The organism is Prevotella sp. MGM2, from assembly GCF_002933955.1.
In the GTDB taxonomy this organism is placed as follows: domain Bacteria; phylum Bacteroidota; class Bacteroidia; order Bacteroidales; family Bacteroidaceae; genus Alloprevotella.
In genome coordinates this window covers 1-12,756 of sequence record NZ_BEWW01000297.1, presented here as the reverse complement: position 1 = coordinate 12,756, position 12,756 = coordinate 1, and the positions used below count along the sequence as shown (strand labels likewise).

Here is a 12,756-nt window from a genome sequence, read left to right as displayed (position 1 = left end):
TATTTATGGCTGCGAAATTACAACTATTCTTTGAAAGGGCGAAGCCACAAGCGGGGAAAGTGTGGCTTTACTCCTGTCAAGAACAAGATGTCAACAGTTTTAGTCAATGAAATGCCTTTATCGCGTAAAGCGGCAACTCTAGCACGGCATTGTTGTACTGTCTGCATTGTATTGTCCCGCCGCAGTCTTGTAGCCGTAACCATCGTTACGTTGTCAACTTTATCTGTCAACCGACTTTTTACATAATTGGAAATTAACATTTTTAACCTTTTTATGTATTCTGAAGAGGTGGAATATCAACTCTAAGTATTGGAGTGGTGAAAGTCCTTATTGAAATTTTAACACGAATACTTGGATTTTAAATTCCGATACGGGGAGTTTTCTCAAAAAAACGCTGGAAAACTGTGGTTGCTGGTTTGAAAAACATTGAAAAAGCGGAACTTTCTACTTGGAAGCTCCGCTCTGCTGTTACAAATATACGATATTTTTCGCCTAAAAGCAAATTGTGTTAAAATATGGATGATGGTGCCGAACGGAATTTTTGACCAATGTAAAGAGGTGGAGCGGATCTGATTTAGCCGAACATGACTTTTAAAATGTCGTATCGCGTGTGGCGGATGGTGAGGAACTCTTGTTGATTTGCTTTAATTCTCTTTTTTCCGGTGGACCTCCGCAACAGCATTTTCTGTTTAGGAAAAGCGCTTAAAGATTGAACATATTGAAATCAGGGAGGAGGAGCCTTTATATAAATCCTCAAAAGTTCGTTTTTGTCAGTGCTTTTGCGTATATTTGCGTCAATAAACTATTTAAACATTACTCATTATGATGAAACAGATAATAAACGGCCGTATTCTAACGCCTCAGGGATGGTTGGAAGGCGGCTCCGTTGTTGTGGAAGGCAACAAAATCGTAGCTGTTCTGGACAGTGAAATTCAGGTGAAAGATGCAGAGATTATAGATGCTAAAGGCGCAGATGTTGTGCCGGGTGGCATTGAAATGCATGTACACGGTGGCGGCGGACGTGACTTTATGGAAGGCACGGAAGAGGCTTTCCGTGTAGCCGTTGACGCTCATTTGCAATATGGTACAACAGCTATTTATCCGACACTTTCTTCGTCTACCATGCCAATGATTGAAGCGGCTGTGGAAACGTGTGAAAAGTTAATGGCAGAACCGGACAGCCCGATAATGGGATTGCATTTGGAAGGGCCGTACTTTAACATGAAACAGGCTGGCGCGCAAATTCCTGAATGGATTAAAGCTCCTGATGCCGCAGAATATGAGCCTTTACTTGAAAAGGCCAAGTGTTTGAAACGTTGGGACGAAGCTCCCGAACTGGAAGGCTCGGTGGATTTCATCAAAGCTTGCCGCAAGCATGGAGTATTGCCTTCTATCGCCCACACCCGTGCCACTTATGAAGATGTAGAGGCGGCTTACAATGCAGGTATGACACACGCTACTCATTTCTATAATGCGATGCCTGTGGTTTATAAGTCTCGCGAATTTAAAACGGCGGGTACGGTGGAGAGTATCTTTACGCTCAAGGATATGACTGTGGAGATGATTGCTGACGGCATTCATGTGCCTCCTGTGATGCTTCGTATGATTTACCAGATAAAAGGTGTAGACAAGACAGCACTCATTACGGATGCTCTTTCCTGTACGGCCAGCCGGATTGACGGAGCTTTTGATCCTCGGGTTATTATTGAAGATGGTGTGTGCAAACTTTCCGACCGTTCGGCCTTGGCCGGAAGTATTGCGACCATGGACCGCCTTGTGCGTACTTGTGTGCAACAGGCCGGCATACCGATGGAGGATGCCTGCCGTATGGCTAGTGAGACGCCTGCTAAAATTATGGGAATTTATGACCGCAAAGGCTCTATCGAAAAAGGTAAGGACGCAGACATCATCATGTTTGACGGAAAACAGGAACTGAAATTCGTCATGCAGATGGGACGCATAGTTCGTTCGGATTTGTAAAATATTTTCAGGATATACCCTGAAAACATGAAAATATCCCCTTATTCTTTTGAGATTACAATTTTTGTAAGAAAGAATAAGGGGATTGATTTATCGTTTTATCCTCATTGGAGCTTGTTACATTTCAGTGTCTGTTGGGTCTAGTCTAAAACGTGTATAATCAGACCGCTCCGCAATTTGGGCTCAAACCATGTAGCTTTGGGTGGCATTATATTGCCACTGTCGGCAATGTCTATAATTTGTTGCATGTTGACAGGGTAGAGAGCTAAAGCCATTTTCATTTCCCCGCTGTCTACGCGCATTTTCAGTTCGCCAAGTCCGCGCAGTCCGCCAATGAAATCGATGCGCTTGTCGCTTCGCAAATCCTTGATACCTAGAATTTCATCAAGTATGAGGCGTGAGGAAATATCGACATCGAGTACACCGATAGGGCTTTCTGCATTAAATGTTCCGGGTTTCGCTAGCAGACTATACCATAGGTTGTCAAGATAAAGCGAAAATTCATGTAACTGTTTGGGCTTGTAATTTTCTGTTCCTTTGGGAGTTACTATGAAATTCTTTTCCAGCGCCTTAATGAACTCTTCTGAAGATAGGCCGTTGAGGTCTTTCACTACGCGGTTGTAGTCGAGGATCGTGAGTTGGTCAGCCGGAAAACATACGGCCATGTAGTAATTGTATTCTTCATCGCCACGGTGGTTGGCATCCTGTTCCGCTCTTTCTTTACCAACGCGTGCAGCAGCAGCAGAGCGATGGTGACCATCGGCAATGTAGAGGGCTTCCATTGCCGAGAATTCTTTGGTGATGATATTCTGATCTTTTTCGTCGCTTATAATCCACAATTTATGACCGAAACCGTCAATGGGGGCGATAAAGTCATATTCCGGTTGAGAATTGGCGTATTTTGTTATAAGTGCCGCTAACGGGGCATTTTCTTTGTAGGCTAAAAAGACAGGCTCTATGTTGGCATTAGTCTTGTTGACATGCATCATGCGGTCGTCTTCCTTGTCACGGCGGGTGAGTTCGTGTTTTTTTATGATGCCGTTCCAGTAATCATCTACATGGGCGCAAAGTACAAAACCATATTGTGTCTTGCCGCTCATCGTTTGGGCGTAGAGGTAGTAGTTTTCCTTTTCGTCCTGTTTCAGCCAGCCCTTGTCCAGAAATTTTTTGAACTGTTCGGCGCCGCTGTCGTATACGCATGGGGCATATTCGCTGGTCCCTTCAGGAAAATTGATCTCAGGTTTTATGATGTGGTAAAGTGACTTTTCGTTGCTGCCGGCTTCGATGCGGGCTTCTTCTGAAGTCAAAACGTCATAAGGGCGGCATTCCACTTCTTCAACCAATGTTGCAGGCGGTCTTACTCCGCGGAAAGGCTTAACTCTTGTCATCGTATTGTAGAATTTTTTAGGTTGATAAAAGTACGATATTAGCAATGGATGATAAAAGGACAAACCGGCAGACATCGCATAATCTTTTTGGAAAAATTGTCAGTCTGCCGGTTTTCTTGTTATCCGTTTGAGAGATTATTTGTTTACCTGAAATTGTTTTGTGCCGTTTTCAAAGAAATCCACTATTTGTTGTGCTGCGGCCAAACCTGCGTTGATATTGGCTTCTGAGGTTTGTGCCCCCATTTTTTTAGGTGTAAAAACATAGCGTTCACCTAGTTTTTCTATAGCTTCCTGATGGGCATCAAGTTTCAAGTCGGTTACATAACGTAAATCCTCGCGTTCCGTCATGGCTTGGAGCAATCCTTGTTCGTCAATCACTTCTTTGCGGGCAGTATTCACGAGAATGGCGTTTTTCTTCATGTTCCTGATAAGGTCATAGCCTATGCTGCCTCGGGTTTTGGGGGTTGCCGGAATATGTAGGCTTACGATGTCATTGTAGAGGAATAAGGCTTCTACCGATTCGTGTACATGGAAACCGGCGTCAATGATTTTCTGTGGGCGGTTAAGCGGAGAGAAGCTGGATACGTCCATGCCGATACCTTTGGCAATACGGGCCAGGTTTTGTGCTACAGCTCCAAAGGCCATCAGACCGATTTTCTTACCCATTAATTCAGTACCGGAAGTGCCGTCATATTTGTGACGAATAGTATAAATCAGCAGGCCGACAACAAGTTCGGCTACAGCATTGGCATTTTGTCCGGGGGTGTTCATAACCACTATGCCAAGCTGTGTTGCTGCTTCAAGATCTACATTATCGTAGCCGGCTCCGGCACGTACCACAATCTTAAGTTCCGGCGCGGCCTCCATCACTTCTTTATCCACTTTATCAGAGCGGATTATCAGGGCATTGGCTGTTTTTACTGCTGCCAGAAGCTGTGATTTTTCTGTGTATTTCTCCAGAATCTCACAGTCATAACCGGCTGTGTCGAGTATTTCCTGTATACCTTTTACCGCAGCGGAGGCAAAAGGCTTTTCGGTTGCAATTAATACTTTCATAAGTTGTCAGGTTTCAGGGATGGGAAAAAAGAAAATTGTCAGGCGTGCATTTTCTCATATTCCTGCATGCAGGCTACCAACGCCTTTACGCCTTCTATTGGCATGGCATTGTAACATGATGCGCGGAATCCGCCGACTGAACGGTGGCCTTTGATGCCGGACATACCTTTTTCTGTGGCGAATTTCAGGAAGTCTTTTTCCAATTCCTTGTATTCATCGGCCATTACGAAGCAAATGTTCATCAGTGAACGGTCTTCTTTTGCTGTCACGGTTCCTTGGAACATTTTGTTGCGGTCTATTTCACCATAGAGCAATTCTGCCCGTTCTTGGGCGCGCCGTTCCATTTCTTTTACGCCTCCCTGCGATTTAATCCATTTGAGCGTTTGAACTGCGCAGAAAATAGGTACGACTGGAGGAGTGTTGAACATCGAACCTTTGTCTACATGTGTGCGATAGTCAAGCATTGTAGGAATTGAACGGCTGACTTTTCCCAGAAGTTCATCTTTTACGATAACAAAGGTAACACCTGCCATGGAGAGGTTTTTTTGTGCTCCGCCATAAATCATCCCGTATTTGCTTACATCTATGGGGCGGGAGAATATATCACTTGACATATCGGCAACTAGGGGAACCGGACTGTCTAGGTCTTCATGTAATTCCGTTCCATATATGGTGTTGTTGGTCGTGATATGGAAATAGTCCGCATCTGCCGGAATGTCATAGTTCTTGGGAATGAAAGTGTAATTGGCATCGGCTGATGAGGCAACTTCAATGACTTCACCGAAGAGCTTGGCTTCTTTCATGGCCTTTTTTGCCCATACTCCAGTGTTGAGGTAGGCTGCTTTTTTCTCAAGCATATTGAAAGGTACCATGCAAAACTCCAAGCTGGCTCCACCGCCAACGAAGAGTACGGAGTAACCTTCTGGAATATTGAGAAGCTCTTTGAAGAGAGCTTGCGCTTCATCCATAACGGCTTGAAATTCTGGGGTGCGATGGCTGATTTCCATGAGAGAAAGTCCCATGTCTTGAAATTCTATGCAAGCTTCAGCTGTGGCTTTCATTACTTCTTGCGGGAGAATGGAAGGACCCGCGCCGAAATTATACTTTTTCATTGTAGGTTAGTTTTAGATAGGTTAATACTTTTTTCTTACAACGGCGAATGTATGAAAAAAAAATAGTATGGACAAGTATTTTCAACGGCTTTTTTTCTTTTGTTAAAATAACACAGTGAAATGGTATGATGGAATGGGAGGGGAACGTTTGCGCAGACGTTTAAGGATTACATATCCAGGGAAGGGATTGGTTCGCCTGAAAGAAACGCGTTGCGTCGTGTTTTCGTTTGAAAACAGGAAAGGTTGAGTTGGCTAAGTCGATGTTATTAATGGGAGGGACAGAGTGAATGGAATGATAGGTACTGAATTTTAACACTATTTGCTTTTGACCGTAAAATGTCGTATCTTTGTAATAGCGAAGCGGGACTTTACACATGGAAGTCCCGCTTTTTCATTGTTTTTCAGGTAAGTTCAAGAGAAAAATCACCATATTCGTTGCTCAAAATCCCCGTATTCGAATTTAAATTCCAAGTATTCGTGTTAAAAATCCGATAAGGACTTTTCCTTTTTTCAGGTTTGAAACCTGTTTTTCAATGCTCTGAAATGTAATAAGAAGTTAAATATGTTAAAGTGGAAGACGTTGGTTCAAGTTCTCCTAGAAGGGCATAAAGCACACTTCTAGGAGGATTTTCCTGATTAAAGTGGTTGGACTAATGTCAGAAAGGTACTTCGCTTGAAGGTGGCGCAAAAGGTACGGCATCGGGTGGGAGAGGAGGTGTGTCATTCGGTGTGGGAGGAATGTCGTTGGCTGTGAATCCTCCGCTGATCATGCCGTTATCTTCTCCCGGCATTGGTACGACAAAGTCGTCGTCAGGATTCTGAAAACGTGCATATTGCCCCTTGAATGTAAGAAGTACATCGCCAACGGCACCGTTACGATGTTTGGCAATGATGATTTCTGCCTTTCCGCGGAGGTCACGGCCTTGTTGGTCTGAAAATATACGGTAATATTCCGGACGGTGAATGAAAAGTACCATGTCGGCATCCTGTTCGATGGCGCCGGATTCTCGCAAGTCTGACAATTGCGGGCGTTTGGCCTCTGCGGCATTTTCATTTGGGCCGCCTCGATTTTCCACTCCACGGTTCAGCTGTGACAAGGCAAGAATAGGGATGTTAAGTTCTTTAGCCAGTCCTTTGAGAGAGCGGCTCACTGTTGAGACTTCTTCCTGACGGCTGCCGAAACTCATGCCTGAGGCGTTCATAAGCTGAAGGTAGTCAATCATAATCAGTTTTACGCCGTGTTCCCGCACCAGACGCCGTGCTTTGGTGCGTAATTCGAATACCGAAAGCGATGGAGTGTCATCTACGAATAGTGGGGCGCCATAAAGGTCTTTTATGCGATGGTCGAGTTGTCCCCATTCGTAAGGGGCCAGTTGTCCGCTTTTTATTTTCTCGCCGGTTATTTCGCATACGTTCACAATCAAGCGGTTAACCAATTGTACGTTTGACATTTCCAATGAGAAAAAGGCTACTGGGATTTTTTGATCTACGGCTATGTTCTTGGCCATACTCAAGGCAAAAGCCGTCTTACCCATAGCGGGACGTGCGGCCAGGATCACGAGATCGGAGTTTTGCCATCCGCTTGTCATTTTGTCTAATTCCTGAAAACCGCTGGCAATGCCGCTTAATCCGTCACTGCGTGCGGCGGCTAGTTGCAGCATGTTGTAGGCATCATTGATAACCGGGTCTATTTGTGTATAATCTTTCTTTAAATTACGCTGTGAAATTTCGAAGAGACGGCCCTCAGCTTCCTGCATCAGCTCGTCCACATCCTGTGTGGCATCGAAAGCTTTGGTTTGAATGCCGCTTGTATAGGTTATCAGTTCACGAGCCAGATATTTTTGAGCGATGATGCGGGCATGGTATTCTATGTGAGCCGATGACGCCACCATGCCGCTCAGTTGGGTGATGTAGAAAGGACCGCCCACTTCTTCCAAGGTGCCGGAGGATTTCAGCTGCTCGGTAACGGTGAGTATATCCACCGGCTTCTGTTCGATGTTGAGTTTACGGATCGCCTCATAGATGAGTTTGTGGCGTGTTTCGTAAAAACTTTCAGGGCGGAGTATTTCGCTGACGAGAGAGTAAGCGTCTTTCTCAATCATCAGAGCGCCGAGTACCACCTTCTCCAAGTCAGGAACTTGAGGCTGAAGGTGGCCATAGTCGTCGGTGGCTGGAGTTTGTCCTTTTTTAGGCGTATATTTTCTTTCTCTGTTGTTGGCGGGCATAAATGAGAGTTGTTATCAGTTCTTTTCTACTTGTGTCTTATCTTTGTATTCTTCACATCCCATGTCTGGCCGGTTATCTTGCAACCTGTAGCGTCCGAGGCGGTCGTAGGGATAGTACTGTCGGGTTATCTGGGGATCGGCAGAATCAATAGCCTGTGACAAAGAATCTAAAGCAAAAGTGAAAATCAATTTGTTTAAGTCGAATTTTGGCGAAAAGTTGTTTTCGCGCCATACCTTATGATTGTTTTTGTCGTTATCCCAAAGACAATTGATAATATATTCGTTGTTAATTTCAGGAGTGTTGAGCAGACAACTTTCAAATGAATAGTTGAAAGGATCGTCTTTATAGCGGTCGGATTGATTACCCATAATCTCATCATCAGAGTAGCCTGTGATGATGCAGTTCATGAAGCGGGCTTTGTGAAGAGGCAGACGGATATTTCCGTCTGTATTGCTGTAACTTAAAGCAACGCCGCGTCCGCCCGTAAAGGAATAAAAATTGCCAATGGTACAATGTACGAATGTGGCATCTCCGCCCTGAAGTGTTACGCAGTTGCCTCCGGCATTGGTTAACTGGCTATTGCCGACAAAAACTTTAGATGCACGCACAGAAAGTACGTCACCGCTCATGTTGTGGATAATGCTGTTCTCTACTACAAGTTTTTCTTTTGTAATGTCTGAAGAGTCGCAGAGAATACCGAAACTACCACTGTGTATATCACAGAAATTTAATTTGTTATCATAACTTCCCTTATCTAATACTATACCTCCCCATTGCCCTGGTATGCGGTCATAGGGTTGTTGGGAAAACATATTTTCCAGGCGGTCACCTCGCATGACAATCGGTTGTTCGGCTGTTCCTCGTGCAATGATTGTTCCTCGTGCAATTAATTTTGCTTTGGGATGGAAGTAAAGTCTTGTACCAGGAGCAATCGTCAGAGTCGTATTTTCTTCAACAACCAGACTGTCTTTTATTTGATAAGGGCGATGCGCATCAAGAATTGTGTCATTCTTAAAGATTATACCTGTTATGGGAATAACAGATTGTCCGCTAGCTGTAAGTACAATTTCCTGCCGTGTACCAGCCTCTGTAATGAAAACAAGTTTGTCCGTTGTCTTAACTGGATTGTCACAGTCTTTTGAGGGGGTGTTTACGAAGACGAAGCCCCGCAAACTGTCACGTCCGCTTATTTCAAAATCAGAGGCACTGCCATTTTCCAGATAAGTGCCATCGATATTTACTACGAAGTCCGATTCTATGCCTCTTTCCAGATAAATTTTTGGTAAACGCAGGGCTTTTTCATTGTGGTTATAAATTTGAAAAGAGTAGGTGCTGGTAGGCTGTCCGCTTATAATTGTGTCAAATGCTATGGTATCCGTTGGAAAAGTTAACTTGTCTGCTGGTGAGAGGCTATATTCTTCGTCTGCCATACATGCGGTAAGCAGATATAAAATGGCAAAGCCACCCCACGTGCAATGGGGTAGCTTTCGTAATATTTTACGGAAAATGGTATCCATAATATTATGAGCAGTGGAATATTAATCTATGTGCTCTTCGGAGAATCTTTATGCTTGAGGAATGTGTTTCAGAATGTCAAGTAAATGATCCCATACCTTTTGTACAGTAGGAATCAGCAGACGTTCGTCAGGCGAATGTACTCCACGTAATGTGGGGCCAAAACTTACCATGTCAAGACCTGGATATTTTTCGCTGAAGAGTCCGCATTCCAGTCCGGCATGAATGGCTAATATTTGGGGCTCTTGGTGGAACAATCGTTCGTAACTTTCTTTGGTGATTTTCAGCATCAGACTGTTAGGATTCATTTTCCAGCCGGGATAACCTTCATTTGTTTCTACACGGGCACCACCAAGAATAAAAGCGGCACGTACTGTGGCACTGATATTCTCGCGTGCTTCCTGCAAACTGCTGCGTTGGCTGGTTGTTACTATTATTTTTCCGTCTTGTTTGCGTATGCTTGCCAGATTTGAAGAGGTTTCTACCAGCCAATCCAAGTCTTGGCTCATGGCAAAGACACCATTATGGACAACGCGCAATGACAATAGCATACGTTCTGCATCTTTGGCATTCATGGCAGTTACTGCCGGTTCAATACTGTCAAGTGTAAGAACAAAATTTTTCTCTGTATTGGAATATTCTTCCTCAAGTATACTTTGATATATGTTCAGGTCAATACGGATCTGTTCTTTCTGTGACATAGGAATTGCACATACCGCATACCCTTCGCGGGGAATGGCATTGTGGAGGCCGCCGCTTTGGATATCTACCAGACGGAGATCCATTTTTGCCATTTCATCACAAATAAAACGTATGAGCACTTTATTGGCATTCGCGCGCTTTTTGTTGATGTCATCGCCAGAGTGGCCACCGGTAAAACCTTTGACACCTACGCGAAAAGTATAATAGTTGGCAGGTATGGCTTCTTCTTTGCATTCAAATTCAGCAGTAGTCCGTGCACCGCCAGCGCAACTTACGAATATTTGTCCTTCGTCTTCCGAATCAAGGTTGATGAGCAAGCTACCCGTCATAAAACCGGGTTTCATGCCCATTGCCCCTGTCAGCCCGGTTTCTTCATCACGAGTAAAGACACATTCTATCGGTCCATGTTCTATATCTGTACTTTTCAAGATGGCCATTTGCATGGCTACACCAATGCCGTCATCGGCTCCCAGTGTTGTACCATTGGCTTTCAGCCATTCACCGTCAATAACTGTTTCAATGGGATTGTTATTGAAATCAAAAGAACCATCACTTGGTTCACACACCATATCCATGTGGCTTTGCAGAATGATTGTCTTACAATTTTCATATCCGGGTGTGGCCGGTTTCCGTATCAGAACATTGCCGGTTTCGTCAACGATTGTTTCCAGTTCGAGCTCTTTCCCAAAGTTTGTCAGAAAATCAATCATTTTTTCTTCCCGCTTTGAAGGACGGGGCACTTTAGTCACTTCTTCAAAACAGCTGAACACAACGTTAGGTTGCAAAGATTTCATGTTGCTCATATTTAAGTAAGTTTTTAATATCTTTTATCTCCTATGTGCCGCCTTTACTGTATATTTGCAGCGAAAATCCGCATACATCATGTTGGCGTAGAAGTATTTTATGCAAAAATAATAAGAAATGTTAGAGACTTTCCTTTTTACATTGTTAATTATTGCAATTGGATTAGGCTTTTTATGTATTCGTATTTGGGTTGGCAAACGTTTTGTTCATACTCACGTAGATGGTAACAAGGCCCTGAATGAAAAAGGTATTCATTGTGTTCAGTCTCTTGATGCGGCTAAGCGTCAGGACAATCCGCATGCCGTCAGTGAAAAATAGATAGCCACCTATAAATTAAAGAAAAAGGGTTGGATAATAACGTTTGATCAGCGTTTAAGGTGTCAGAAATATATAAACCAGAATAAACAAAATACATTATCAATATGAATTCACTAAAAAAAATTCTTGTAATCGTTACCGGTACAATTCTTTTCACTGCTTGTGGTGAAAAAAAGGAGGAAGTAGCTCCTTTGGTTTCCAATAATGTAAAATCCAATAGTATAGCTTTTGTCGATATAGATTCTTTGCAGGAAAAATATCAATTTTGTATAGACCAAAAAGAAATTCTTGAAGCTAAACAGAAGAGTTTTCAAAACAATATTGTACAAAAGGAACAATCTTTGCAGCAGCTACAGGCTAATATTCAAAAGCGCATGCAGGGTGGGCAGATTACAACTGAGGCCCAGTATAATTCAGAAATGGCAAACTTCCAGAAGCAACAAAATGCTTATCAGAAGTATACTTTGAGCGCGCAACAGGAAATGGGTGAAGAACAGGAAAAGTTTGCAAAAACCCTTCAGGATAGCATAAACAATTTCTTGGCTGTTTATAATAAAAGCAAGAAATATTCTATGATTGTTTATAAAAATGCTACACTTTACGCAGATAAGAGTTTGGATATTACCAATGAGGTCATAGTTGGGTTGAACAAGCGCTATATGAAAAAATAATGGATGCGGTTGCTTGCAAAAATGAAAAAAACTCGTAACTTTGCAATCGTTTCATGGAAAGATGCCGGAGTGGTCGAACGGGTCGCACTCGAAATGCGGTGAACGGGTAACTGTTCCGGGGGTTCGAATCCCTCTCTTTCCGCAATAATTGCTGAAAATCAGTAAATTGCAAGACAAACACTCATTTTTACATTCTTAGGTGTAAAAATGAGTGTTTTTGTATTATCTAAGAGGGGATTGATATACTATGGCGTTGGGGGCTTTATGAAATTTTCAGGATGTAAGAAATTATCTACAAATACGGTATTTTTATAGTGCATTTCATTCTTCTTTCAGGGTGATGAACGTATTCTAGGACTTCCGCTGATAGGTAAACTTTTATTTTTAGCCAATAATATATTTACTGAATGGTAAAAAGGATATTATTTTTGTGATGATGCAACATATTACAAAAGTAACTGTACCGACCAATATGATTGTCCATTGTGTAGGAAATATGTCTTTAAACTGAGAATGAACAACTTCGAGGACAAAAATATGCATCAGATATATGCCGTAACTCAATATTGAAATTTCATTGACTATCCGGTTGCCTTTCCTATACTTAGAGAATATGGATTGAATTACAATAAAGGCACCAAAACTCATCAATATGACATTGGGGGTGCAAAAACGCCAACTTAGTTCAAGTTCTTGTAGAGTGGTTGCCGTTGGTATGCGATTATACCAGATTAACGCTGTAACACAATAGCCTATGATATATAGCATGGTTCCGATTCCTATACTTTTTTTAAAAGTCCATTGAAGATGATGCCGAATATAATGAGCAAGCACAACATATCCCATGAACCCTGAGAAGTACCATAACATATTATATTCGTTCCAATAACATTCTCCATATATTTCTCCTACAAAATTTCTTACATAGGGGTAAAAACGGGTCAAGCCGAAATTCCGGTGCATTTGTTAAAATTCGAGAGCTGA

10 protein-coding genes and 1 tRNA gene are annotated in these 12,756 nt (G+C 42.8%); 4 read left to right on the top strand and 7 right to left on the bottom strand.

The window, feature by feature from the left end:
• Positions 1-822: 822 nt before the first annotated feature.
• Positions 823-1,980: an N-acetylglucosamine-6-phosphate deacetylase gene (gene nagA, locus C5S62_RS10465; protein ID WP_104405325.1), complete on the top strand. Its 1,158-nt coding sequence runs from the start codon at positions 823-825 to the stop codon at positions 1,978-1,980.
• A gap of 140 nt (positions 1,981-2,120) precedes the next feature.
• Here nagA and C5S62_RS10460 read toward each other — a convergent pair whose 3' ends face one another.
• From C5S62_RS10460 to C5S62_RS10435, 6 genes are all read right to left on the bottom strand, one after another.
• Entirely contained in the window at positions 2,121-3,368 is a 1,248-nt protein-coding gene (locus C5S62_RS10460; protein ID WP_104405324.1) for a DUF1015 domain-containing protein, read from the bottom strand.
• Between the two features lie 135 nt (positions 3,369-3,503).
• Positions 3,504-4,424: an NAD(P)-dependent oxidoreductase gene (locus C5S62_RS10455; protein ID WP_104405323.1), complete on the bottom strand. Its 921-nt coding sequence runs from the start codon at positions 4,422-4,424 to the stop codon at positions 3,504-3,506.
• Between the two features lie 38 nt (positions 4,425-4,462).
• Positions 4,463-5,536, bottom strand: coding sequence for a 3-phosphoserine/phosphohydroxythreonine transaminase (gene serC, locus C5S62_RS10450; RefSeq protein ID WP_104405322.1), 1,074 nt, complete (start codon positions 5,534-5,536; stop codon positions 4,463-4,465).
• 656 nt (positions 5,537-6,192) lie between these two features.
• Entirely contained in the window at positions 6,193-7,761 is a 1,569-nt protein-coding gene (gene dnaB, locus C5S62_RS10445) for a replicative DNA helicase (protein WP_104405321.1), read from the bottom strand.
• 15 nt (positions 7,762-7,776) lie between these two features.
• Positions 7,777-9,279: a hypothetical protein gene (locus C5S62_RS10440; RefSeq protein ID WP_104405320.1), complete on the bottom strand. Its 1,503-nt coding sequence runs from the start codon at positions 9,277-9,279 to the stop codon at positions 7,777-7,779.
• Between the two features lie 48 nt (positions 9,280-9,327).
• Positions 9,328-10,782: an aminoacyl-histidine dipeptidase gene (locus tag C5S62_RS10435; protein WP_104405319.1), complete on the bottom strand. Its 1,455-nt coding sequence runs from the start codon at positions 10,780-10,782 to the stop codon at positions 9,328-9,330.
• A 118-nt stretch (positions 10,783-10,900) separates the two neighbouring features.
• On the opposite strand from C5S62_RS10435, the gene C5S62_RS10430 reads away from it, so the two are divergent.
• From C5S62_RS10430 to C5S62_RS10420, 3 genes are all read left to right on the top strand, one after another.
• The gene (locus tag C5S62_RS10430; protein WP_104405318.1) at positions 10,901-11,101 is read left to right on the top strand and encodes a hypothetical protein; all 201 of its coding nucleotides are present in this window, start codon (positions 10,901-10,903) and stop codon (positions 11,099-11,101) included.
• A 104-nt stretch (positions 11,102-11,205) separates the two neighbouring features.
• Positions 11,206-11,772, top strand: coding sequence for an OmpH family outer membrane protein (locus C5S62_RS10425; RefSeq protein ID WP_104405317.1), 567 nt, complete (start codon positions 11,206-11,208; stop codon positions 11,770-11,772).
• Between the two features lie 55 nt (positions 11,773-11,827).
• A tRNA-Ser gene (locus tag C5S62_RS10420) sits at positions 11,828-11,914 on the top strand.
• A gap of 242 nt (positions 11,915-12,156) precedes the next feature.
• Here C5S62_RS10420 and C5S62_RS14140 read toward each other — a convergent pair.
• Positions 12,157-12,618 (bottom strand): acyltransferase family protein, encoded by a 462-nt coding sequence (locus C5S62_RS14140; protein WP_371411202.1) that lies wholly within the window; start codon positions 12,616-12,618, stop codon positions 12,157-12,159.
• Between the last annotated feature and the right edge of the window lie 138 nt (positions 12,619-12,756).